General features: G+C 68.8%; 18 protein-coding genes and 3 pseudogenes. 10 read left to right on the top strand and 11 right to left on the bottom strand.

Going from position 1 to position 22,748, the window contains the following annotated elements; translation table 11 throughout:
- Positions 1-12 precede the first annotated feature (12 nt).
- Together AB5J53_RS07495 and AB5J53_RS07490 are read right to left on the bottom strand one after the other, a co-directional pair.
- A pseudogene (locus AB5J53_RS07495) lies at positions 13-528 on the bottom strand (hypothetical protein); the annotation flags it as partial.
- Between the two features lie 130 nt (positions 529-658).
- Positions 659-1,756 (bottom strand): hypothetical protein, encoded by a 1,098-nt coding sequence (locus AB5J53_RS07490; RefSeq protein ID WP_369244819.1) that lies wholly within the window; start codon positions 1,754-1,756, stop codon positions 659-661.
- Between the two features lie 198 nt (positions 1,757-1,954).
- On the opposite strand from AB5J53_RS07490, the gene AB5J53_RS07485 reads away from it, so the two are divergent.
- Genes AB5J53_RS07485 through AB5J53_RS07475 form a run of 3 tightly spaced genes read left to right on the top strand, consistent with a single transcriptional unit; the run spans position 1,955 to position 5,585 of the window.
- Positions 1,955-3,301 (top strand): flavin-containing monooxygenase, encoded by a 1,347-nt coding sequence (locus AB5J53_RS07485; RefSeq protein WP_369244818.1) that lies wholly within the window; start codon positions 1,955-1,957, stop codon positions 3,299-3,301.
- A complete protein-coding gene (locus AB5J53_RS07480) occupies positions 3,298-4,176 on the top strand; it encodes an SDR family NAD(P)-dependent oxidoreductase (protein WP_369244817.1) in 879 nt (292 codons plus the stop codon). The genes AB5J53_RS07485 and AB5J53_RS07480 overlap by 4 nt, the downstream gene beginning before the upstream one ends.
- A complete protein-coding gene (locus AB5J53_RS07475) occupies positions 4,173-5,585 on the top strand; it encodes an aldehyde dehydrogenase family protein (protein ID WP_369244816.1) in 1,413 nt (470 codons plus the stop codon). The genes AB5J53_RS07480 and AB5J53_RS07475 overlap by 4 nt, the downstream gene beginning before the upstream one ends.
- 37 nt (positions 5,586-5,622) lie before the next feature.
- On the opposite strand, the gene AB5J53_RS07470 is transcribed toward AB5J53_RS07475, so the two are convergent.
- The gene (locus AB5J53_RS07470) at positions 5,623-6,705 is read right to left on the bottom strand and encodes an AraC family transcriptional regulator (RefSeq protein WP_369244815.1); all 1,083 of its coding nucleotides are present in this window, start codon (positions 6,703-6,705) and stop codon (positions 5,623-5,625) included.
- Between the two features lie 318 nt (positions 6,706-7,023).
- Here AB5J53_RS07470 and AB5J53_RS07465 point away from each other — a divergent pair, with 318 nt between their 5' ends.
- On the top strand, positions 7,024-8,163 hold the full coding sequence (locus tag AB5J53_RS07465; RefSeq protein WP_369244814.1) for an MFS transporter: 1,140 nt from the start codon (positions 7,024-7,026) through the stop codon (positions 8,161-8,163).
- Between the two features lie 788 nt (positions 8,164-8,951).
- Here AB5J53_RS07465 and AB5J53_RS07460 read toward each other — a convergent pair.
- The 5 genes and pseudogenes from AB5J53_RS07460 to AB5J53_RS07440 all read right to left on the bottom strand — a co-directional run.
- Positions 8,952-9,128, bottom strand: a pseudogene (locus AB5J53_RS07460) (peptidoglycan-binding protein); the annotation flags it as partial.
- Between the two features lie 41 nt (positions 9,129-9,169).
- Positions 9,170-10,192: a LacI family DNA-binding transcriptional regulator gene (locus AB5J53_RS07455; protein WP_369244813.1), complete on the bottom strand. Its 1,023-nt coding sequence runs from the start codon at positions 10,190-10,192 to the stop codon at positions 9,170-9,172.
- 75 nt (positions 10,193-10,267) lie between these two features.
- Positions 10,268-11,104 carry an ATP-binding cassette domain-containing protein gene (locus AB5J53_RS07450; RefSeq protein WP_369244812.1) on the bottom strand — a complete coding sequence of 279 codons (837 nt, stop codon included), beginning with the start codon at positions 11,102-11,104 and terminating at the stop codon, positions 10,268-10,270.
- Positions 11,101-12,096, bottom strand: coding sequence for an ABC transporter permease (locus AB5J53_RS07445; RefSeq protein WP_369244811.1), 996 nt, complete (start codon positions 12,094-12,096; stop codon positions 11,101-11,103). Before AB5J53_RS07445 ends, AB5J53_RS07450 begins: the two co-directional genes overlap by 4 nt.
- 128 nt (positions 12,097-12,224) lie before the next feature.
- Positions 12,225-13,241 carry a sugar ABC transporter substrate-binding protein gene (locus AB5J53_RS07440; protein WP_369244810.1) on the bottom strand — a complete coding sequence of 339 codons (1,017 nt, stop codon included), beginning with the start codon at positions 13,239-13,241 and terminating at the stop codon, positions 12,225-12,227.
- Positions 13,242-13,488: 247 nt separating this feature from the next.
- On the opposite strand from AB5J53_RS07440, the gene AB5J53_RS07435 reads away from it, so the two are divergent.
- The 4 genes and pseudogenes from AB5J53_RS07435 (at position 13,489) to AB5J53_RS07420 (ending at position 16,368) form a co-directional block, all read left to right on the top strand.
- Entirely contained in the window at positions 13,489-14,451 is a 963-nt protein-coding gene (locus AB5J53_RS07435; protein ID WP_369244809.1) for a carbohydrate kinase, read from the top strand.
- A gap of 332 nt (positions 14,452-14,783) precedes the next feature.
- Complete coding sequence (locus tag AB5J53_RS07430; protein WP_369244808.1) at positions 14,784-15,086, top strand: putative quinol monooxygenase; 303 nt, start codon at positions 14,784-14,786, stop codon at positions 15,084-15,086.
- A 532-nt stretch (positions 15,087-15,618) separates the two neighbouring features.
- Positions 15,619-15,798, top strand: a pseudogene (locus AB5J53_RS07425) (DUF2000 family protein); the annotation flags it as partial.
- 360 nt (positions 15,799-16,158) lie between these two features.
- Positions 16,159-16,368, top strand: coding sequence for a hypothetical protein (locus tag AB5J53_RS07420; protein ID WP_369244807.1), 210 nt, complete (start codon positions 16,159-16,161; stop codon positions 16,366-16,368).
- A gap of 167 nt (positions 16,369-16,535) precedes the next feature.
- Here the strand turns inward: AB5J53_RS07420 and AB5J53_RS07415 are convergent, their stop codons facing one another.
- Positions 16,536-17,120 carry a TetR/AcrR family transcriptional regulator gene (locus AB5J53_RS07415; RefSeq protein ID WP_369244806.1) on the bottom strand — a complete coding sequence of 195 codons (585 nt, stop codon included), beginning with the start codon at positions 17,118-17,120 and terminating at the stop codon, positions 16,536-16,538.
- A complete protein-coding gene (locus tag AB5J53_RS07410) occupies positions 17,117-18,106 on the bottom strand; it encodes an AraC family transcriptional regulator (protein ID WP_369252102.1) in 990 nt (329 codons plus the stop codon). The genes AB5J53_RS07415 and AB5J53_RS07410 overlap by 4 nt, the downstream gene beginning before the upstream one ends.
- Positions 18,107-18,492: 386 nt before the next feature.
- On the opposite strand from AB5J53_RS07410, the gene AB5J53_RS07405 reads away from it, so the two are divergent.
- On the top strand, positions 18,493-19,263 hold the full coding sequence (locus AB5J53_RS07405; RefSeq protein ID WP_369244805.1) for a LuxR C-terminal-related transcriptional regulator: 771 nt from the start codon (positions 18,493-18,495) through the stop codon (positions 19,261-19,263).
- Here the strand turns inward: AB5J53_RS07405 and AB5J53_RS07400 are convergent.
- Entirely contained in the window at positions 19,227-20,534 is a 1,308-nt protein-coding gene (locus AB5J53_RS07400; RefSeq protein ID WP_369244804.1) for a beta-ketoacyl synthase, read from the bottom strand. The two genes, AB5J53_RS07405 and AB5J53_RS07400, sit on opposite strands and share 37 nt — an antisense overlap.
- A gap of 286 nt (positions 20,535-20,820) precedes the next feature.
- On the opposite strand from AB5J53_RS07400, the gene AB5J53_RS07395 reads away from it, so the two are divergent.
- Positions 20,821-22,698, top strand: a complete 1,878-nt coding sequence (locus AB5J53_RS07395; RefSeq protein WP_369244803.1) for a fatty acyl-AMP ligase — start codon at positions 20,821-20,823, stop codon at positions 22,696-22,698.
- Positions 22,699-22,748 lie beyond the last annotated feature (50 nt).

Here is a 22,748-nt window from a genome sequence, read left to right as displayed (position 1 = left end):
CGTCGGCGTGTTGGCGGCCTCGCTGCTGACGCGGCCCGATGTGCAGAAGGCGGCCTCGTCGGGGGAGTCCAGCTGGGCCAGTTCCCCGGCCAGCAGTGAGAAGGCCACGTCCCCGCCGATGGGTTCGTAGTGGTCCGAGCCGGGCCGCTTGACCATCGGCTCGGTGAGCCGGCCCTGCTGGTTGAGGCACCGGGCAGATCGATCGGTCAGCTCGGAGACCGGGTGCTCCCGGAAGAACCCGGCCGTGATCCGTCGTGACGTCGCCTCGTCGCTCACGTGCTCGGCGCCGTTCTCGCAGTACTCGTTGCGGTGCCGGTGAGCGGGGTCCGGTTCCGGCCAGGCGCAGCCCGGGCAGTCGAAGCCCTTGATCTGGTTGAGGCTGAGCAGCGTCAGTGCCGTACAAAGGACCGCCGTCTGCTCCAGGGAGTACCGCAGCGGGTTGGCCACCGCTGGCACGCCTACCACCCAGGTCTTGGGCGGGGTGATCGAAACGTCCGTCTCCTCCGCGCCGCTCCTGCTCCTGCCCATGTGCCCCACCCGCCGCTCATGCGCCGCGCTGCCGCTCCAGCCCAGTGTCGGCATGTTCCGTGCGCGGCGCGATCCGGGGCCGTCGGGCGCAAGGGGCGACCCGTGATCCGGGAGGCGCAGCGCGTCGGCGTCAGGACGGGGTCCCCGCGTCCGCGTACCGCAGCAGGGCGCCCACGCCCTCATACAGACTCAGCTCGCTCTCCGGTACGACGACCAGCTCGGCACCGGTGCCGACGAGGGCCCGGACGAGGGCCTCGTCGGCGCGTTCCTCGCGCGGGGCCCGTACGCCGAAGGACATCAGCTCCGCCTCGGTCAGGGCGAGCTGAGTGGGCTGGGAGCCCGCCCAGAGCTGCAGCGAAGACCCTGGCGGCCGGTTCAGCAGCAGTGCCGCGACCTGGCCGCGCTGGAGGGCGGCGACGGTGGCGGACAGCCCCTCCGTCATGGGTCCGTCCAGGGCGCGCCGGCCGATGAAGATGTCCACGAGTTCCCGGTCGTGCGCGGCCATGCGGCCGCGGAAGACTCCGTCGAGCTGCGGCTCCAACAGGGCGCGTCCGGTGTCGGTGGGGGTCCGGCCGCCCACGCGTACGACCTTGTCCCGCAGGGTGTGCGGCAGGCGGCGGATCAGTACGTTGCACGCCCACTCGTCCCCGCCCACGACGACGGCGTCGGCATGGGCGCGCCGCGCCCGTTCGTCCAGCTGGTGACCGAGCCGGAGGGAGGTGCGGTGCCAGGTTGCCACCGCGACCCTGCGGTGCAGCCGCTCACCCGGGGTGACGGTGGACGCGGGCCAGGTGCCGGTCTCCGCCTCCAGAGTTACCCAGCCGTGGGTCTCGGCGGTCGGAAGGCCGCCGTAGTGGACGACTACGGCCATGTAGGGGATCTCCGGAACGTGCTGGGTGACCAGGGGCATCGCGTCCGGCAGGGTGCTGTAGCGCGCGGAGTCGTGCTCGGGCGGCCTGGGCAGCTCCCCGTCCAGGACGAGCGTGCCGTGAGCGGCGAAGATGGCCTGACCGTGCACCCCCGGCACCTCTGTGTCGGCGCCGACCACCTCCTCCAGCACGTTCAGCAGCGCCCGGTCCGAGCCCTGACGGGACAGACTCTCGCGCAGTCGCCGCCAGCGCAGCGCGATCGCCCGCTCGGGATGCTCGACGTCTCGGGAGGTGTCCAGGTACACGGAGGCGAACGGGCCCGGCTCCGCGTAGAGGGGTTCAAGGAAGGACAACCTCATCGCCACTCCTCGTCGATGGTCTCCTCTCCTTTGATGATGCGCGCCCCGGGGGCGATGGAGCTCGACGAGCGCAAGGATGCCGTGGTCGCGCGGCCGCTGAGGTCCGGTCGGTGGCCGCGGAGGTCAGTTCCCGCTGAACGGCGGGTGAATACGTTTCCTCCAACACCCGTGAAGCGGGATGAACGAGGAGGCAGGCCCGTGAAGGAAAGCCAGTTGGATACGTGCGTGATCGGGGCGGGACCTGCCGGGCTGGCGGTCGCCAGGGCCCTGGCGGAGCGGAATCTGCCGTACACGCATCTTGAGCGGCACACCGGGCCCGGCGGTATCTGGGACATCGAGAATCCCGGCAGTCCGATGTACGAGTCCGCCCACTTCATTTCCAGCAGGACGCTGTCGGGGTTCGGCGGATTCCCGATGCCCGACCACTTCGCGGACTATCCGCCGCACCGGCAGATTCTGTCGTATCTGACGTCCTTCGCCGATGCCTACGGGCTGACGGACCGCATCGAGTTCGGCGTCGAGGTCGAAAGCGTCGAGAAGAACGCGGATGGCACCTGGACGGTGACCCGGGCCGACGGGCGGGAAACCGTGCACGGGCAGGTCGTGGTGTGTACGGGCTCGCAGTGGCACCCCAACACCCCCGAACTGCCGGGTGAGTTCAGCGGCGAGGTCCGGCACACCGTCGGCTATCGCAGCGCGGAGGAGCTGCGGGGCAAGCGGGTCCTGGTCGTGGGGGCGGGGAACTCCGGGTGCGACATAGCGTGCGATGCAGCCCGGAGCGCGGACCACGCGGTGATCAGCATGCGACGCGGGTACTGGTTCATCCCCAAGCATCTGTTCGGCCGGCCGGTGGACACTATCGCCAACAGTGGGCCGCACCTGCCGATGTGGCTGGCGCAGCGGGTCTTCGGTGCCCTCCTGCGGATCATCAACGGAGACCCGACGCGGCTGGGGCTGCCGAAGCCGGACCACAAGCTGTTCGAGACCCACCCGGCCATCAACTCGATGCTGATCCACCACCTCCAGCACGGCGACATCACCGCCAAGCCAGGGATCGCCCGCACCGAGGGCAGGACCGTGTACTTCACCGACGGCACGAGCGACGACTTCGATCTCGTCCTGCTGGCCACGGGCTACGTCCACAAAGTGCCGGTCGCGCAGCAGTACTTCGGCGCCGAGCAGCACCCGGACCTGTACCTGTCGTCGTTCTCGCGCGAGCACGAGGGCCTGTTCGGCATCGGCTTCATCGAGACCAACTCCGGTGCGTACCAGCTCTTCGACTCCCAGGCGCAGTTGATCGCCGGGTACATCCATGACGCGCGGCACCGGCTGCCGAACGCGGAGCGGTTCGCCCGGATGATCCGCGCCGACCGGCCGGATCTGTCCGGCGGGCTGAAGTTCGTCGACTCGCCCCGCCACACCGGCTACGTCGACGGCGGAGCCTTCGTGAAGTACCTGGGCAAGGTCGCGGGGGAGATGGGCTGGCGTACCGAGGGTCAGCCGCCGCCCGCGCGGTCCCTTCGACGCGCGGAGGCGGCGGCATGAGTGGGTTCGACTTCACCGACAAGGTCATGCTGGTGACCGGCGGCGCGGGCGGCATCGGCAGTGCGCTGTGCCGTCGCTTCGCCTCCGGCGGCGCCCGCTGCATCGTCGTCGACATCGACGAGAACCGGGCCAAGAAGTTGGCCGCGGAACTTCCCGGCGCCGGGCACACAGGCATCGGCTGTGACCTGATGGACCGCGCCCAGGTGGAGCGGCTGTTCGAAGTGGTCGCCGCTGCATATGGTCGCCTCGACGTACTCGTCAACAACGTGGGCATGACCAGCGCGGAACGCTTCGACGTCCGCAGCGTCGAGAGCATCGAGCGGGAAATCACCCTCAACCTGACCTCACCGCTGGTCGCGACCCGAATCGCCATTCCTCTTCTCATGGCGTCCCAGGACGCCCGGGTGGTCACCACGGTCTCCCTCGGCGGGATCTTCCCGCTGGGCGAGACCCCGATCTACACCGCTTCCAAGTTCGGGCTGCGTGGCGCGATGCTGGCCATCGGGCTCGACCTCAGGAACAAGGGCATCCTGGCCGGGTCGGTACTGCCGTCGGCCACCGACACCCGGATGCTCCGTCAGGAGGCAGTGGACGGCGGGAACTCGATGCAGTTCCAGGACCGGCCCCAGCAGCCCGCCGACGTCGTCGCGGCCGTGGTGAGCCTGCTGGACAAGCCCCGACTGGAGGCCTACCCCCGGCCCGGTGAGTCCCGTCTCGTGCGTTTCGCGATGCTCATGCCGAACCTGCTCCCCCGGGTCTTCCCGCTGTTCCGCAAGCGCGGTGACCGCGGCATGGCCCGCTATCTGGAGGAACTCCGCCGACGCGGACTGGCCCGCCTGGCCGACGGGCGCTGGGAACTGGTGGAGGAAGCATGACCACGAACGAGATGCTGCAGGTCGTCAACCCTGCCACCGGTGAGCCGATCGCCACCCTGCCCGCCGCGAGCGCCGACGACGTAGCCAAGGCCGCCGAGCAGGCCCGGCAGGTGCACGACGCCGGGGTGTGGTCGAGGCTTCCGGTCCGGGAGCGCGGCGCGGTACTGCTGCGGCTGGCCGACCTGATGGAACGCGACGCCGAGATCCTCGCCCGGCTGGACAGCGAGGACGCGGGCAAGCCGATCACGGAGTGCCGTACGGGCGACGTACCGGGCGCGATCGAGTCGCTCCGCTGGTTCGCCGAGGCGGCCGACAAGATTTTCGGCCGGGTCGCGCCGAGCGGGCCCGACGGTCTCGGTCTCATGAGCCGCGAACCGGTCGGGGTCGTCGCGGCCATCCTGCCCTGGAACTACCCTCTCGCCATGACCGCATGGAAGGTCGGACCGGCCCTGGCCGCCGGTAACTGTCTGCTGGTCAAGCCCGCCGAGGCGACCCCGCGCTCAGCCCTGCACCTGGCCGCACTCGCAGCCGAGGCCGGCCTTCCCGACGGGGTTCTCACGGTACTGCCGGGGTACGGCCGGGAAGCCGGCGCGGCCCTCGCCCGAAGCCCCCTCGTAGAGGCGCTGTCCTTCACCGGGTCCACCGCGACCGGCCGCCGCGTCCTCAAGGACGCCGCCGAGAGCAACTTCAAGCGCGTCTCGCTGGAGATGGGCGGCAAGAGCCCCCAGGTACTGATGGCCGACGCGTTCTCCTACGGCGACGAGCTCATCGACAACATGATCGAGGCCGCGTTCCTGACCATGGGGCAGAACTGCACGGCCGGCTCCCGTGTGCTGGTTCACCGCAGTATCGCCGAGGAGGTCCTGGAGCGGTTCACGGCCGCGGTGAGAGAGCTCGTCATCGGCGATCCGGCCGACCCGCGCACGCAGATGGGGCCGCTCATCAACCACGCCGCCTTCGATCGGGTCGCGGGAGCCGTGGAGGCCGCCCGGGCCGGCGGAGCCCAGGTCCACACCGGGGGGCTGCCCCACGGGCTGCCTCCGCGCGGCGCCTACTACCCGCCCACCGTGATCACCCGAGCCCCCGACGGGAGCGACGTCCTCACCAAGGAGTTGTTCGGTCCCGTTGTCACCGTTCAGACCTTCACCTCCGAGGACGAGGCGGTACGCAGGGCCAACGCCACCGAGTACGGTCTCGCCGCCTCGGTCTGGACCCGCGATCTCGATACCGCGCTGCGGCTGGCACGCCGCATCGAGGCCGGCGTGGTCTCCGTCAACGCCTACAGCGAGGGTGACATCACCACACCTTTCGGCGGCTGGAAGCAGTCGGGATTCGGTGGAGTGGAGAAGTCCACCGACGCCTTCGACCAGTGGACCCGGGAGAAGACCATCTGGATCCGCACCCGCTGACCCGAGCCGACAGCCGGCAGGCGCGGTAGCCGACGCGTCATTCCGTGTGCCCCGCCCCACGGAGCATCCGCTCCCGCAGCTGGACCGGGGAGGTGCCGTGCCAGCGGCGTACCGCGCGGCGCAGCGCCCGTTCGTCGGAGAATCCCGCCCGGCGGGCGATGTCGCGCAGGGTCAGTTCCCGGCGGAGCAACAGCTGTTCGACGCGTTCCCGGCGCACTCCCTCGACGAGTGCCTCGTACGTCGTGCCGCAGTCGGCCAGCCGACGGCGCAGCGTCCGCTCGCTCGTCGCATGCCGCCGCGCCTGCTCGCCGAACGAAGGCACCACCGGGAGGCCCTGCGCGACGGAGATCTCCAGCACCTCCAGCAGGTCCTGCTGGTCACGGCGGGAAGCCATCTGCGCGTCGAGCATCTCCAGCGTCGACGCGTAGCTCACCGGATCCCGGCCGGGCATCCGGGTACGGGCCCACGCGGGGTCGATGACCATGCGGTTGGCGGGGGCGCCGAAGCGGACCGGACAGCCGAACAGGGCGCCGTGCAGGTCGCGTTGGCGGGGTGGCGGAAAGGAGAGCTCCACCACCCTCGGCGCGAAGGACGGACCGACGGTCAGCCGGGACAGGGTGACCACGGAGGCGAACGCCTCCTCGATCAGGAAGGAAGCCACGGCCGGGTCCATGGCGGGATCGGGAAGATCGGCGCGCAGCACGAAGGCGTCGTCCTCCTCACCCACACCGGCCGACCACACCACCATCGCCCCGGACAGGTTCTGGTACTTCACCCCGGTCTCGATGGCGTGCTCAAGCGTGTCGTCGGCCATCAGGGCGAAGCCGAGCAGGCCCCACGCGGTCAGGTGCTGCGCCGCGCCGACTTTCAGCCCCAGGCGCTCGTCCCCGGTCAGCTCCAGCGCACGACGGATCACCGCGCTGCCCTGCCGGTACGACACCCGCAGCGCGGCGGAGCGCATGACCGTCTCGTCCAGTCCCATCTGCTTCAGCAGGGGCCGCAGATCGACGCCGCGCTCGTCGGCGACCACGACCAAGTAGCGCAGGATGTTCGGCTGGATCGTCGCCGACGTGCTGCGGCTGGTCCCGGGATGGTCTGCCGGGCCGGGGGCTGGGGACATCACACTCACCTTCTCCTCGGCGACCACCGTAGGCAGCCGGCATCACCGGTCGCAGGCTCTGGCCCCCGAGGTCCCCTGTACGGCCCCTGACGTCCTGAGCCTGCCTTCCACGCCTGGCTACGGTTTCCGCAACCCGCACGGCATTCGACTCGCTGCTCCTCGACTGCCCACTCCAGCGCACACAGGAAATGAAGGCGCGACAGCATCATGTCCTTTAATGCTCCAGCCCGGGCGGGTGCCGGGCACCCGGTCTCCAAGATTGGCGCCCGAAGAGGCGCGACCCTCGCGTTCGCCGCGCAAGGTGTGTCTGTCGCCGCCGTGTACACGACCGTCCCCGCTGTCACCGAACACCTGAAACTGGCTCCGCTCCTGATGACCACCCTGATGGTCGCGGTGGCGCTGATGGCAGGGGGCGGCAGCTTCCTGGGCCTGGCCGCGATCCGCCGCGCCGGTCCCGTCGCCACGATGCGCGGGGCCGTGCTGACGGCCGTCGCCGCGCTGGTACTGATCGGGTGGGCCCCCGACGAGGCGACCGTCATCTGCGCGTACATCCTCTTCGGGCTCGCTGTCGGTGCCCTCGATGTCGGGGTCAACACCCGGGCAGCGGCGATCGAACGCGCCTACGGCCGCAGCATCTTCGGCTCCTTCTACACAGCATGGAGCGTGGGTGGCGTGGTCGCGGCCCTGCTCACTGCCGGGGCCGCCCGGCTGGAGTGGCCCGTAGCCGCCGGCCTGAGCGTTCAGGCAGGCATCGTGCTGCTCCTCGCCGTCTGTATGCGCACGCATGCCCTCCCCTCCTCCTCCGCGGGGCCGTCGGACACCCCCGCCCAGCCGCCGCTGGGGCGCCGCCTGTGGATCCGGCTCATCCCGTTCGGCCTGGTCCTCCTCATCGTCTACGTCGTCGACTCCACCGTCTCGGCCTGGTCGGCGGTCTACCTGCGCCAGACCCTCGCCGCGTCCCTCACGGTCGCGCCGCTGGCGTACGCGGCCTACCAGGCCGGCACAGTCGTCGGCCGCGCCGCCACCGACCGACTCGTGCAACGGTTCGGAGCGGTCGCCGTCGTCCGCACCGCGGCCCTGCTGGTCGCGGGCGCCCTGGCAGGCATGGCCGCCGCGCCGAGCTGGCCGTTCGCCGTTCTCGCGGCCGGGGCGGTGGGCCTGGGAGCGTCCGTCCTGGCTCCGCTGTGTCTGGCCTCCGCCGCGCGACTGCGTCCCGCTGCCTCGGAGGCGGTCCTGGCGCGCCTGAACCTCTTCAATTACGTCGGCGTCATCACCGGTGGCGCAGTGAGCGGACTCCTCGGCTCCACCGGCCAGTTCCGTCTCGCCTACGCGGCAGCGGCCGCCCTGGCGGTTCTTCTCCTGGCCGCCGCCCGCCATTTCACCCACCAGCCTCCAGGCTCGGCCCCTGCGGAGAGAATCCCTCCCTTCGACCGGGCAGATCCTCAGCCACTGGGCTGAGGGTTCCCACACCGGGTGCTTCCAGACCGTCGATACCGAGGCCGAAACGGCTCACGCGCGGTGGGCCCAGGTACCGTCGCGCTGTGAACACTTACTGGCACGTCGTTCTGTTGCCGCTCTGCGCCTGACCGGGCGCAGGCACTGACGGTTTGACCCGGCACCCATCGGCCCTCAGGTCGGTCAGGGGCTTTTGTCGTTTGCCCGTTTCGGATCCAGTCCCAGACGCATACGACGACGGAAGAACACGACTGTGCCGAACCACGCAACCCCTCTGACTCACGCGCGCCCGGACTTTGCCGGCCCGCGCCCCTCCCACACCTCGCTCCTCAGCGGCCCCGCGCCCATCCTCACCTCAGCCGTGCAGTCGACATGCAGGATTGGCTGTGGCGACGGTGGGTTGGGCGGCCGGCGGTGGACTGGGTCCTCGCGCTGACAATTACCGGCGTGCATGTCGCGGTTGTACATTCACGGGTGGCGGGGATCTCCTGGCCTGGCCCGACAGGGAACAGCGGATCGCCGCCCACACTGCGACGGCTACCGTCGCCGCCGCTGTCGCTGAGCTCGCAGTCTGTCCCCCTGGTTGCAGGAATGAGCCCGCTCCGGACTCGACGTTGACGGCGGCCGCCCCAACTGCGAACCGGGCTAGACCGGGTTGCCCTAACGGAGTTTCGTGGATACGAATAGGGACAATCCGAGCCGTCAGGTGCGGTTGAGCTTCCTGGGGTGAGCTGAGCGGGGCTGTCCTGGCGACCGTCTGACCGCCTGTCGGCGGGCAGATCGCGTGCCTCCTACCGTCGCGACGTCGGCACCTTCAGCCTGTCCCGGCTGACCTTTCCCGGAATCCCGTCCGCGTCTTTGCCCTTGAGGCCCAGTTTGTGCTGCCACGCCGTGTAGGACTTGCGGTCGGCGTCGGTCCGCTCCGGGCTCGGGCCATCCTCGTAACGGCCGCAGCCCTCCGCAGTGAGCGAGAGCGTGGTCCCTGCTGGTCGTCCGACAGGTAAGCCGCCTATGGCTTGGGCACGGGTTGCTCCCCCGAGCCTCGGACGATCAGTCGTGTGGGAACGGTGATGGTGCGGGCGCGGGAGCGGTCGCCGTCGAGTCGTGCCAGCGCCATGGTCGCCGCTGTTCTGCCGAGTTCTTCCGCGTCCTGGGCGACGACGGTCAGGGCCGGTTCGAGTGCCTCGGCCAGCGATACGTCGTCGAAGGCGACGACGGCGACATCCTTGCGCTTGCTGCGGGCCAGTTCGGCGACGATGCCCAGCGCCATGATGTTGTTGCCGGCGAACAGGGCAGTGGGGGGATCGGCCAGGCCGAGGAGTTGGGCGGTCGCGGCCTCGGCGCCCTGCTGGTCGTGGGCGTTGGTGACGAGTGAGCGGTCGTAGGGGATGTCGGCTTCCTGCAGCGCGGAGCGGTAGCCGGCCAGACGTTCACGGCGGGTGTACAGCTTCGGGGGCAGGTCGCCGACGAAGCTGATGCGGCGGTGGCCGTGGGCGATGAGGTGGGCGACGCCGTCGTGGGCTCCGGCGCGGTTGGAGCTGACGATGCTGTCCGTGGCGAGGCCGGCTCCGGGGCGGTCGAGGAAGACGACGGGCAGTCCCGCCGTGCGGTGGGACTTGAGGTGGGAGTGGTCGGCGCCGACGGACGGAACGACGATCAGGATGCTGACCCGCCGGGCGAGGAACTTGTCCGTCAGGGCGCGTTCGCGATCGGGGTCGTCCGCGGAGGAGCCCATGAGCAGGGTCAGTCCGCGGTCGCGGACGGTGTCCTCAATGGCGCGGGCCACGGCTCCGAAGAAGGGGTTGGCGAGGTCGGGAATGACCAGGCCGACGGTGGTGTCCGGGCCGCCGACGCGGATGTTGCGGGCCATCAGGTTCGGCTGGAAGCCGAGCTTGGCCACTGCGGCCAGTACCTGTTCCCTTGTCTGCGCGGAAGCGGGTCCGTCCTCGTTGAGGACTCGGGAGACCGTCTTGGCGCTGACGCCGACTTCGCGGGCGACGTCGGCCAGGGTGGGGCGGCGGTTCGCTGCCATGGAGAAACCGTCTCCTGAGGGCTCTCGGTTCCGGCCGCGGCCTCGGCCGGAAACTGCGAGAGCTGGGTTGTGCTGTCAGGTGGCCTGGACTCCGGCGGCCTTCGCGGCCTTGGAATCCGCTACGACAGTATCTCCGGCCTCGTCGATGCTGAGCGCGCCGGTCATGATGGCGACGACCTCGGCCATGGAGTAGTCGGACGGCTTGATCACGGCAGCGCGCCGGCCCAGCCGGTGGACGTGGATCCGGTCGGCGATCTCGAAGACGTGGGGCATGTTGTGGCTGATCAGAACGACCGGCATGCCCTTGTCGCGAACGCGGCGGATGAGGTCCAGGACCTGACCGGACTCCTTGACGCCGAGGGCTGCGGTGGGCTCGTCCATGACGACGACGCTGCGGGCCCAGGCGACGGAACGGGCGACCGCAACGGCCTGACGCTGTCCGCCGGAGAGCGTCTCCACCGACTGCGTCAGCGAGCGCAGGCCGATCTTCAGGTCGGCCATGTGCTCGGCGGCCTCCTGCCGCATCCGCTTCTTGTCCAGCATGCGGAAGACACGGCCGAGCACGCCGGGACGGCGGAGCTCACGCCCGAGGAACATGTTCGAGGCGATGTCCATCGAGGCCGCCACGGCGAGGTCCTGATAGACCGTCTCGATGCCGTGGGCGCGGGCACTTTGCGGGCCGGAGAAGGTGATGGGCTCCCCGTTGAGGCGTATCTCGCCGGCGTCGGGGACCACCGCGCCGGTGAGGGCCTTGATCAGGCTGGTTTTGCCGGCGCCGTTGTCGCCGATGACGGCGAGGACCTCGCCGGGGAGCAGGTCGAAGTCGGCGCCGTCGATGGCGGTGACGTGGCCGTAGCGCTTGACCAGACCACGGGCCTGCAGAACGGGCGTGGGGGAAGTGGTGGCGGTCATCGGGCCTTCTTCCGGGAGATCTGGTCGACGGTCACCGCGAGGATCACCAGAACACCGGTGATCAGGGTCTGGTAGATGGAGGCGACGCCCATCAGTTGGACGCCGTTACGGAAGACGCCGACGATGAGAACGCCGATGAAGGTGCCCAGGACCGACCCGCGTCCGCCGAAGAGGCTGGTGCCGCCGAGGACCACGGCGGTGATGCTGTCGAGGTTGTCGGTCTGTCCCGCCTGGGGGTCGCCGACTCCGGTGCGGGAGATGAGCAGCAGGGCGGCGATCCCGTACAGCAGTCCCGCCACGGTGTAGATGCCGATCGTCAGCCGGGAGGTGCGGATACCGTTCAGCCGCGCCGCTTCCTGGCTGTTGCCCAGTGCGTAGACGTGCCGGCCCCAGCCGGTGCTGCTCAGCGCGTAGGCGAGCAGGAGGAACAGGGCGATGGTGACCAGGGAGCCGTAGGTGATGTCGGTGTGGCCGAGGGGGAAGGTCTGCCCGAGGGCCGTCAGCGGGCCGGGCAGGTTGGTGACCGTCTGCTCCTCGGAGTAGATGTGGGTCAGCGCGAACGCCACGTTGAGCATGCCGAGGGTGACGATGAACGGCGGCAGCGGGATCTTCTGCACCAGCAGCCCGTTGAGCAGCCCGAAGCCCGCGCAGACCGCTATGCCCAGCGCGATGGCGACGAGCGGCGGCAGGGACCCCTCGGCGGCCATCTTGGCGATCATGATGCTGCCGAATGCCATCACGGCTCCGCAGGACAGGTCGATGCCCGCGGTGAGGATGATCAGGGTCTGTCCGATGGCGAGGGTGCCGACGACCATGACCTGCTGCACGATCAGCGAGAAGTTGCCGCCGGTGAGGAACTGGTCGGTCGAGAGGGCGAAGAAGGCGCAGGCGAGAAGGAGGGCGACCAGAGGGCCGGTGGTCGGTGCCGTGAGCAGTCTGCGGGCCGTGGTCGGCGCTTTGAGCTCGGCGTACGGCGTGGTCGTGGCTGTCATGCGAAGTCCTTGTCGGAAGACAGAAGTCCCGGTGGGAGGACAAGGGGGCGGCCGTCCCCGGTCGGGGAGGAGGGGCCGGCCGCCCCGCTGAGGGATTTGGAAATGGCGGCCAGGGGCGGGTGAGCGGCTCAGCCCCAGCAGTTGTCCAGGCCGTAGGCGGTGTCCTTCGACGTGACCCCGTCCTGCGCCTTGTCGGTGATCAGCGTGACGCCGGTGTCGGTGTAACCGGACGCTTTCTTGCCGTCCTTGGCGAACGTCACGACGGCCTTGACGCCCTCGGCGGCCATCTTCAGCGGGTACTGCTGTGAAGTCGCGGCGATCTTGCCGTCCTTGACGGCCTGGGTGCCGGTGCAGCCGCCGTCGACCGAGACGATCAGGACGTCCTTCTCCCGGCCCTTGGCCTTCAGCGCGGTGTACGCACCCAGGGCCGCCGGTTCGTTGATGGTGTAGACGACGTTGATGCCGGGCGCCTTCTGCAGGCAGTTCTCCATCGCGGTCTGGCCCTTGGCCTGGTCGCCACCCGTGTCCTGGGCGCACACGACGTCCTTGTCGGTGGCGCCGAAGCCCTTCAGGAATCCGTTGTGCCGCTGGACGCCGACGGAGACACCCGGCGCGAGGTCGAGGGCGGCTATCTTCGCCGTCTTGCCCTTCATGGCGGCCTTGGCGTACTCGCCGATCAGCTGGCCGGCCTTGAGGTTGTCGGTGGCGAAGAGGGCGTCGACCGCGCTCTCCGGCTCGGTCGGTGTGTCCAGGGCGATGACCAGGACACCCTTGGCGCGGGCTTTCTGGATCGCGGGCACGATCGCCTTGGAGTCGCTCGGGGTGATCAGGATGCCCTTCACGCCGGCGGCGACCATGTTCTCGATGGCCGTGACCTGACCTGCGTTGTCCCCGTCGAACTTGCCTGCCGCGGTGGACAGTTGGGCGCCGTTCTCCTTGGCGGCCTTCTCCGCGCCCTCCTTCATCTTCACGAAGAACGGGTTGGTGTCGGTCTTGGTGATCAGACCGACCTTGACGCTGCCCGATCCGGTGCTCGCGGTGCCCGATCCCGATCCGGATCCACAGGCGGTCAGGGCGAGGGCTGCGACACCCGTGCAGGCAGCGGCTCTGAGCAAGGGGGAGGGCAGACGAGAGATGCGTGACATGAACGACTCCTGCGGGATTGCGGGCGAACGGCCGGCATCGGGGCATGCCGTCCCTCGGTGTCATCGTTGACTTATGTCATCGTTGACACTGCTTGGCGAGGATGATGGACTCCGTTCCCCGGCAACGTCAATGCCTTGCACCCGTCACAAATCGGCAACGCCCGCGGCCGTCGCCCGCCCGAAGCCGCTCACCGGCTGCCCGGGACGTGCTTGTTTCTGTCCGCGCATTCCGAGAGAAGAGCAGCCCATGAGCCCGCGCCAGATCAGCGTCCTGGGGGAGTGCGTCGCGGACGCCTTCACCGAACCCGCAAGCGTCCCGGATGAGCTCGCCCTGCGGGTGCTGCCCGGTGGCGGACCTGCGAACACGGCGGTGGCCCTGGCCAGGCTGGGTACCCCGGCCCGCTTCCTGGCACGCCTGTCCGGCGATGTGTTCGGCCGCCTGTTCCGGGCCCATCTCGAGGCGTCCGGCGTGGACCTGTCGTACGCCGTCGCGGCCGCCGAGCCCAGCACGCTGGCTGTTGCCGAACTCGACGCCGAGGGTCAGGCTGCGTTCTCCTTCCATGCGCAGGCCACCGCCGACTGGCAGTGGACCAGTGCGGAGCTGGTCGGCGTTGACCTGGCCGACACCGCCTGTGTGCACACAGGCTCGCTGGCCCTGGTCAAGGAGCCCGGAGCGGCCGTGCTGGAGGACTTCCTGGCTGCCGCCGCGCCTCGGGCCACGATCAGCATCGACCCCAACGTCCGCCCGCTCCTGGTGCATCCCGAGGTCTACCGCGCCCGGCTGGCGCACTGGTGTGCCCTCGCGGATGTACTGCGGCTGAGTGAGGACGACCTGGAACTCCTCCTGCCCGGAACACCGCCCGAGCAGGCGTGCGACATCTGGCATGCCGCCGGTGCGCGGCTCGTCGTGATCACGCGCGGTGCCGACGGCGCCCTGGCCTCACTCGACGGGGAGCGGGTGCAGGTGCCCGCGGTGGCGACGCCGGTCGTCGACACGGTCGGTGCAGGTGACTCTTTCACCGCGGGACTGCTGCACGACCTCGGCACCCACGGACTCCTCGGCGGCAGGCTGACGGACCTGCGTCTCGGCGATGTCGAGGCAGCCTGCCTGTTCGCCGCGCAGGTCGCGGCCCTGACCTGCGCGGTTGCCGGCCCCAACCCGCCGTGGCCGAACCAGTTGGCGCAGTTCGCGACCGCCGGCGACGCCTGATGGTCTGTCGGTCCGCACTGGAGCAATCGCGCCCCAACCGTTGACGCACTGGCCGGATTGCGCCTCATAATCGGACACTCGATGTCATCGATGACACAAGTCGACGATGACACCCCTGGTCGGCGGCGTGGACGCCGGCCTCGGCCCGGGGCCTTCGGTCCGTCCGCGCCGGGGCCGCAGTCACCGCTGCGCGGATAGCCGGGGGACAAGGAGACATCCTGAGCCCTGTACGCGTAACCCGGCATGCCCGCATGCGAGGGAATCGGCTCGGTGATCTGGACAAGGCCGTCGCCTGGCACCTCGACTTCGCTCACTGACAAGGACACGGAACCGTGAAGAAGACCCTGCTCGCCGAGTTCACCGCCCGAGAGGGAGCGGAGGACGAGGTCGCCCGCCTGATCCGGGACTACGCCCTGAAGGTGCGGGAAGAGGGAGGCAACCTGGCCTTCGACGTCTACACCAAGGCGGCAAACCCGCGCGGATACTGGATCTTCGAGGTCTACCGGGATGAGGACGCCTTCAAGACACACCTGGACGCCCCGTACGGTGCCCCGTTCAACGCCGCCCTCACCCCGCTGATCGAGGAGGACGCCTCCGTACTGACCTTCCTCGATCCGCTGGCCACACATCCCTAACGGGCGCTGAACACCGGCGGCGACCCGGAGCTGGAGCGCAGAAAGATCGAACTGCTGCTCCAACTCCGGGTCGACGGGGTTTGTACGCGTGCATGTACCACCGGGTCTTGGAGGTGCCGGAGCAGTTGTGGCGGAACGGCCCGCCGCGCTCTGCTTTGCTGGTCAGCCGTGCTCTGCCGCGCCTGGCTGGCGCGGCAGAGCAGGACAGGGCCTGCGGTCAGCTGATCGCGGCGGCGAAGATGTGCATCCGCTAGATGTTGGGGAGACCGGCGAAGGCGACCTGCTTGCCCTCGGTCGGCGGGACCGTCGTCGCGTAGAGGCTCACGTTGTTGCTCAGCGGCCCCGTGGCTGTGTACAGGTAGGGGGCAGGGGCACCCTGCCTTGGGCCAAGCTCCGTGCACGGATGAGGCTCACCTCTGTACCGGTTCGCCGATCCTTGGCCTCCCTCTCCTTGCGCTGGGCCACACCGTATGCGGACCACGGCCCCTGATGGACTGGGCAGCTGGTGGGGCACGGGCACCTTCTGATCCGTAGCCGTGCCCTGCCCCGTGCCGACTTCACCTCCGACCTCTTCGCGACCGGCAACGACCGCGACAACCGTGGCGCCGTCCGGGCCGTGCCGACGGAGGAGCTGGACCTGATGGGGCTGGCGGTCTACGGGCCGCGGAACGCGGTGGACAAGGTGCTGAAGGGCGCGCGGATGCGCACGTGACTGAATCTGCACAGCGAATGCGCAACTGCGGCACGGGTGCGTGCTGTTGGTGCGGAGTTGTCCTGGTCGGAGCTGCCGTGGCAATAGCTGTCGGTTTCCTGTACGGCGCTGCATGTAGAGAAGCTGCCGTCAATTCGTGTGCATGCGTGCATGGATGAGTAGCCGAACGTTTCAACTGCCGTGCCATGAACAGCCACCGACTGGATGCCTGGCACCCTCCGTGATTTGATCCTTCGCGCCGACGGGATCGCGCCAAGACGTCCGGAAACGGATGGCGCGCGCCTGCGGTCGCGGCCCACCGGCTATCCCCAGCTTGGCCGCTCCCCCTTGTGGAACATCCATACGAAGGGCAGTTTCTTCATGAACTCCGCTCCCCAGGTTCAGACCCTTGAAATCTCTGACGCCGAGCTCGACACCGTCTCCGGCGGCCTGAGCCCGGAGGTCGGCATCGCCGCCGGCCCCACGGCGATCAGCAGCTCGGACCTCGTGGGTCAGTTCGGCGCGGTCAAGGACGGGGTCCTGGACACCGTCGGCCAGTACCACCAGGTCGGCGCCACGGTCTCCTTCTGATCGTCAGATCGCGGGACTTCCTCATCGCGGGATCGCTGATACCGGCAGCCTGACCGCCGATCGGCGTCCACAGCGACAAGCCCCCTACCCGCGGGTCTTCGCTGGTAGGGGGCTTGATCGTTAGGGGTTGCTTCTTCTTCTTGCCCTGGGTCTGGCGGGCCCGTTTTTCATCCCTGGTCAGCGGGTCGCACACCCCAACTGACCTGCGGTCGGACGGTCGTTGTCGGTCGTTGCCGGTCGTTGGTCATGGTGGCCGCCGCGTCGCCCCGGGCTTCCGGAGCCAGTCGGCCCAGTTGCTGCTCGTCCCGGAGGCAGTCGGACAGGGCGGCTCGCAGACCGTCGCGCCCTGCTCCCATACCGGGAGCATGCATGGTCGCGAAACGAGCGAAGATCTTGTGCTGGGAGATGAGTCCGGCGAAGACCGGAAGAATACGGGTGAGCACCTCGAGCCCGCGGGTGATGTAGTCGCGGAGGTTGTCCTCGACGGTGCCCTGACCGGCCACCGGCGATTCACGGGCGCCAGTCATGACGGTCGTGACGTGCGCGTGCACGGCTTCAGCGAGGAGTTCTTCCTTGTCCGCGAAGTGGTTGTACAACACGCCGTCGGCGACCTTGGCCTCGCGGGCGATGCCGCGCACGGTCAGGCCCACGCTCCCGTGTTCGGCGATGAGGCGCGCAGCAGTGGCGATCACCACGGCGTACACGGCCAGCATTACCGCGCCGCCCCACTGAGGCAGCAGGCCGTCCTTCACTCGTGGGCCCCCGACAGGTTGCGTACTGATCGCGTTCGGTAGGCACCGGGGGTCGCACCGGTCCACCGGCGGAACGCGCGGATGAATGCCGCTGCGTCGGCGTACCCGAGACGTACGGCGATCTGGTCGACGCCGAGTCCGAGGGTGGACAGCATCTCGACAGCACGAGCGTGCCGCGCTGCGTCGATCAGACGCCGGTAGGACGTACCCTCCACCGCCAGACGTCGGTGCAGAGTGCGGGTGGAGACGTGCAGCGCGGCTGCGGCAACGCCCATGTCGGGGATGCCGTCCGGCCACTGCATGAGCAGTTCCCGTACCCGCGCTGCGAATCCGGTGTCGGTGCGCCGGGCCAGCAGGAGCCTGCACTCGCGTTCGCACACCTCCATGGTGTGCTGGTCCGCCTGCGGCAGCGACTGCTCCAGTACCGTCGCGAGGGTGACGATCGCGTTGCGCGGCGCCCCGAAGGCGATGGGCACGTCGTCAAACGCGTCGTACGGCGCGGACTTTTCAGGCCGTGGGAAGCGCAGATCCAGCCGGAGGGGGGTGAAGGGCCGGCCCACAATGGTGTCAAGGAGGGCCCGGATATTGGCTATTTCCCGCTCGATGAAGAAGTGCCGGACGGGCGGGGGCACCAGCCCGTCGTCCAGGACGAGACGGACCTCGTTTCCGTCCTCCTGAAGGTGGATCCCGACCATGGCGAAGGTGAGTTCCAGGTAGCGCAGTCCCACAGCCGCGGCCTCGCGCAGCGTCGGGCTGGCGAGGAGTGCGAAGCCCAACACGCTGTACGTACGCAGCGGAATCCGGCTGCCGACCTCGAGCCCCAGGCCGGGAGCGTCGCCCGTGGCGCGGACCAGGTTCTGCGCCACAGTGAGCTCCTGCCAGGCCCGGACATGTGCGGCATCGTCGGCAAGAGCGTTCTCGTCCACACCACTGCCGTCGAGGCATGCCGGTACGGGCACTCCGCGCTCGACGCCCACGTCCACCATCGCGCGCACGCCTGCGATGCCTCGGTTGAACAGCCGCGGAGCTGTGGAGACTTCGTCGGCCGCCGCCCTGTGTCCGGAACGGCCAACAGCATGGCCGCCATTGCCTGGAACCAGCACTGCCAATCCCCCTAGCATTGGAAGGGATCGATGCGGCGTATCCCGCCGTAGGCTGCCATTCAGCCTAGTCGGGATGTGCGTGCGGGCCAGGGGGCGTACGCGTTATCAGCCACCGTTTGTCTGTAGCGCTCGGCGCGCCCCACGGTCATCACGTGCGCAACCGCTGCACCGGAAAACATTCTCGAGCACAGCCAGTGAAACGCACAGTGCCGGTTGCTGGTTGCCGAAGGCAACGGGGGCACTTCCGAATCGCACGGGCGGAGCGAATGATGGACGACTTCAGCACGTTGGAAGTAATGCTGGTCGACAATGAGGATCTCGTGCGCCGCGGATTCCGGCAGGCCCTCGGGGAGGCGCCGGATATCACGGTGGTCGCCGATACGAGGGTCGGCGAGGAAGCATTACGCATGGCCGAGCTGCGGCGACCGCAGGTCGTCCTCGTGGATGCCGAATGCGAATTCATCCGGAAACTCGCCCAGCCTTTGGGGACGGCACTACCCGGAGTCGCGCCGGGGATAATTGTCCTGACCAGCAACGCCCTTGACAGCCATCTGCTCGGGTCGCTGAAGGCGGGCGCACGTGGTTTTCTGCTCAAGAGTGCCAGCCAGGACGAGCTGATCTCAGCCGTCCGTGCGGTTGCTGACGGCGCGGCCTTCTTGTGCCCCACGATGACCCGACGGCTGATCGATCGGTTCGAGATCCTGCCGCCGCCACATGAGCGGTCTCACGCGGTCGCCCTGGCAAGCCTGAGCGGCCGCGAGACCCAAGTTCTCTGCGGTATAGCCATGGGCAGGTCGAACCAGGAGATCGCCCACGAGCTGCATGTCACGCTCGCCACCGTGAAGTCCCACGTCTCGCGCATCCTCGCCAAGCTCGAGTTGCCGAACCGGATGCACGCGGCGCTGATGGCCCAGCGGAGCGGTCTCGTGCACCCGCCCCAGCCACCGCGGGCCATACAGGCCGCGGCAGGCCCCCTGCCCTCCGGTCCGTCCCGAGCCCGTGGTCAGGCGGGCTTGGTGAACGCGAGGACCACGTTGTGACCGCCGAAACCGAAGGAGTTCGAGATGGCCGCGGTGACCCTGATGCGCCGCTGGGTTGCCGTGACGATTTCCACCTTCACCTCGGGATCCTTGTCGTCGAGGTTCCTGGTCGCGGGAATCACGTCGGTGAAGACGCTCAGGACCGTGAAGATGGCCTCGATCGCGCCGGCCCCGCCTATGAGATGCCCGGTGATCGACTTGGTCGCCGTCACAAGAGCATGCGGACCGAGCGATTCCAGCAATGCCGTCGCCTCGATACGGTCACCGACGGGAGTACCGGGAGCGTGGGCGTTGACGTGAACGATGTCCTGCGGGCCGAGGCCGCCGGAGCGCAAGGCCTCGCGGATCGCACTGATCTGACCGTCCGCTGACGGAGATGTCATGGTGTGCGCGTCGGAGCTCATCCCTGTACCGGCGAGCGTGGCATACATCCGCGCGCCACGAGCTTTCGCGAACTGGGTTCGCTCCAGCACGACGGCGCCGCCGCCCTCGGACATGACGAAGCCGTCACGGGCGCTGTCGAACGGCCGCGATGCGTTCTGAGGGTCCTCATGACGGCCGGACAGGGCTCCCATGCGGGCGAAAGCCGCCATGGACAGCCGGCCGATGCATGCCTCGGTGCCGCCGGCGACAACGACATCGGCCCGCCCGGCACGCAGTATGGCGAGCCCCATGGCTATTGCCTCCGCTCCGGAGGCGCAGGCACTGGTCGGCGCGTGGGCGCCGGCCCGGGCGTCGAGAGCCAGACTGACGGCGGCGGCCGAACCGTTGGGCATCAGCATTGTCACCGCGAATGGCGACACGCGGCCCGGCCCCTTGGCCAAGGACAGGTCGTGCTGGTCGACCAGCGTCGTCCCGCCGCCGAGGCCGGTGCCGATCACCACGGCCAGCCGCTCCGGCGCCACCTCGGGCGCGCCGGCGTCGGCCCATGCCTGCCGGGCAGCCACCATGGCAATCTGCTGGCAGCGGTCCATCCGTCGGGCCTCGACCCGGTCCAGTACCTCGGTCGGTTCCTGACTCAGCCGGCCTGCCAGCCGTACGGGCAGATCGCGAGCCCACGGTTCGTCGAGCACGGTGATCGGGGATTCGCCGGCGAGCAGCGCCTCCCAGGTGGAGTGGACGTTGCCACCCAGCGGCGTGGTCATTCCCAAACCGGTGACCACAACGCCGGTCGTACCCAGGACCTCCCCGTCCGGGCGACCGGGGAGTTCGGGGAGTTCGGGGAGCTTCGGATAACCCAAGAAGTAGTCGTCAGATGCGTCGTAGGACATCAAGGTTCCCTTTCTGAAGCCTTCTGGGGAAATGTTCTCCCTTGGATACGGGCCATTCGTCGTCCACTGGCCGTCGTCATGACGGTAGCCAGTACGAGGCGCTTTCCGTAACGGCCGACGGACCGAACCGTGACGGCGACCGGAGGATGGCTTTCATCCGTCTTCCGGCTTACTCGAAGCTCGCCTCCGGTAGGGGGATGGACACCATCCCGCGGCGGATACCCGATATTTCTCTGCCGACTTAGCATCTCTGCGAGTGGAACCACCATGACGCACACGTACAGCAATGGCTGGATACGTAACCAAGTCCCGGCGGTCAGTGGGCAAATGGCAGGGGCCAATGGCCGAGTCGAACAGGAGGACCACGATGTCAGAGGATGCCGTCACAGAATCCCGACTGGAGCCGACGACCTTGGTCGAGCTCTGCAGGTATCGCGCGTCCAGGGAGCCGGATCGACGGATGTTCGCCTTCCTGGAGAACGGCCTCGAAGAGTCCGACTCGCTCACCCTCGCCCAACTGGACGCCCGGGCAAGGGCAATCGCGGCGCGTCTGAGCAGGCAAGCCCCGCAGGGCGCCCGCGCCGTGCTGAGTTACCCGCCCGGCCTGGACTTCGTGTCCGCCTTCTTCGGCTGCCTGTATGCCGGCCTGATCGCGGTGCCGGCTCCTCCGGTGCTGCGCGTCGGCGTCGACGACCGGTATACGCGCTTCCGGGCAATCGTCAACAGCTGCCAGCCGGATGTGCTGCTGTCGAACGGGTCAAGGCTGAACCGTGTCGACGCGTTGCTGAAGGACATCTCCATACCATGCCGGCCGACCTCTGTGGCGACCGACGAGATCAGTGAGACGGACGCGTACGGCTGGAATGCCCCCGGCATCGGCCCGGACACGATCGCGTACCTGCAGTACACCTCCGGCACGACCGGTCCGCCCCGGGGTGTGGAGCTCACCCATGGCAACGTTCTGCACAACCTCTCGCTGATCTTGGCCAACGGTACCCGGGCCACGGACGACTTCGACCGGCTGCCGCCTGTCGTGTCCTGGCTGCCCGTGTTCCACGACATGGGACTGATCACCGGGGTCCTGCAGCCGATCTACGTCGGGTACGACGCCGTACTGATGCCGCCCTCGGCGTTCACCCAGCATCCGGTCAACTGGCTCCGCGCGATATCGGACCGCGGGGCGGGCATCAGTTCAGCACCCGGTTTCGGGTACGAGTTGTGCCTGCGGCGCGTCTCCGAGGAGCAGTTGCGTTCCCTCGATCTCAGCGCCTGGCGGATCGCGGTGGTCGGCGACGAGCCGGTGCGTGCAGAGATGATTGACCAGTTCAGTGCCATGCTCGCCCCGTTCGGCTTCCGCCGCGAGGCGTTCTTCCCGAGTTACGGCATCGCCGAGTCCACTGTCATGCTCAGCGGCGGGCCGGTGGAGCCCGAACCGGTGATCCGCCGGTTCGACGCGGTGGCGCTGGCGAAAGGCAAGGTGCAGCGAGCCGGTCGCGAGGACGAGGTCCGCCGGCTGGTCGGCCTGGGCCAGGTGCACCCGTCCATGACCATCGCGGTGGTGGATCCGGCCACCGGCGATCCGTGCGCCCCGGACGAGACAGGGGAGATCCTGGCTTCCGGACCGAGTATCGGTGCCGCGTACTGGAACGCCCCGAAGGAGACAGCGCGTACGTTCAACGCCACCGTGCGCGGCCACGAAGGCCGCCGGTTCCTGCGCACCGGCAGCCTGGGCTTTCTGGACGGCGGTCAGCTCTTCGTCACCTGCCGTGTGGACGACCTCATCGTCGTGGAGGGCATGCAGCACTACCCGTACGACATCGAGGCGACCGCGGCAGCAAGCCATCCCGCCATACGGGAGGGCTGCTCCTGCGCCTTCACCGTCGAGGACGGCGGACGCACGCGCCTCGTCGTCCTGGCTGAGATCAACAGCCGGTACCGCGTCATGACCGAACCCGTCCCGGACACTCCGTCAGGTGCTCGCGCGACCCTCGCGGCGGATGAGGTCGAAGAAGCCGTCCGGGAGGCCATCTTCGCCGGGCACGGCCTCCGGGCCGACGACGTCCTCTTGGTCAAGGCCGGTGCGCTGCCGTTCACCACCAGCGGCAAGTTGCAGCGCGCACAGTGCCGGTCCAGGTACCGGGCGCGGGCATTCGCCACAGTCTGAACGTCGCTCCATGCAGGGGGCGCACGAACTGTCCGTCGCCTTCTTACTCT

Source organism: Streptomyces sp. R41 (assembly GCF_041053055.1).
GTDB lineage: Bacteria > Actinomycetota > Actinomycetes > Streptomycetales > Streptomycetaceae > Streptomyces.
This window is presented reverse-complemented; position numbering and strand designations above follow the sequence as displayed.

What these genes read in the sequence shown, in the direction of transcription:
- AB5J53_RS07395 (WP_369244803.1), top strand. Translation starts at nt 20,821, where the DNA reads ATGGCTGGATACGTAACCAAGTCCCGGCGGTCAGTGGGCAAATGGCAG.
- AB5J53_RS07455 (WP_369244813.1), bottom strand. Translation starts at nt 10,192, where the DNA reads ATGGCAGCGAACCGCCGCCCCACCCTGGCCGACGTCGCCCGCGAAGTC.
- AB5J53_RS07440 (WP_369244810.1), bottom strand. Translation starts at nt 13,241, where the DNA reads ATGTCACGCATCTCTCGTCTGCCCTCCCCCTTGCTCAGAGCCGCTGCC.
- AB5J53_RS07475 (WP_369244816.1), top strand. Translation starts at nt 4,173, where the DNA reads ATGACCACGAACGAGATGCTGCAGGTCGTCAACCCTGCCACCGGTGAG.
- AB5J53_RS07470 (WP_369244815.1), bottom strand. Translation starts at nt 6,705, where the DNA reads ATGTCCCCAGCCCCCGGCCCGGCAGACCATCCCGGGACCAGCCGCAGC.
- AB5J53_RS07420 (WP_369244807.1), top strand. Translation starts at nt 16,159, where the DNA reads ATGAACTCCGCTCCCCAGGTTCAGACCCTTGAAATCTCTGACGCCGAG.
- AB5J53_RS07450 (WP_369244812.1), bottom strand. Translation starts at nt 11,104, where the DNA reads ATGACCGCCACCACTTCCCCCACGCCCGTTCTGCAGGCCCGTGGTCTG.
- AB5J53_RS07400 (WP_369244804.1), bottom strand. Translation starts at nt 20,534, where the DNA reads ATGTCCTACGACGCATCTGACGACTACTTCTTGGGTTATCCGAAGCTC.
- AB5J53_RS07480 (WP_369244817.1), top strand. Translation starts at nt 3,298, where the DNA reads ATGAGTGGGTTCGACTTCACCGACAAGGTCATGCTGGTGACCGGCGGC.
- AB5J53_RS07445 (WP_369244811.1), bottom strand. Translation starts at nt 12,096, where the DNA reads ATGACAGCCACGACCACGCCGTACGCCGAGCTCAAAGCGCCGACCACG.
- AB5J53_RS07490 (WP_369244819.1), bottom strand. Translation starts at nt 1,756, where the DNA reads ATGAGGTTGTCCTTCCTTGAACCCCTCTACGCGGAGCCGGGCCCGTTC.
- AB5J53_RS07405 (WP_369244805.1), top strand. Translation starts at nt 18,493, where the DNA reads ATGGACGACTTCAGCACGTTGGAAGTAATGCTGGTCGACAATGAGGAT.
- AB5J53_RS07435 (WP_369244809.1), top strand. Translation starts at nt 13,489, where the DNA reads ATGAGCCCGCGCCAGATCAGCGTCCTGGGGGAGTGCGTCGCGGACGCC.
- AB5J53_RS07410 (WP_369252102.1), bottom strand. Translation starts at nt 18,106, where the DNA reads ATGGTGGACGTGGGCGTCGAGCGCGGAGTGCCCGTACCGGCATGCCTC.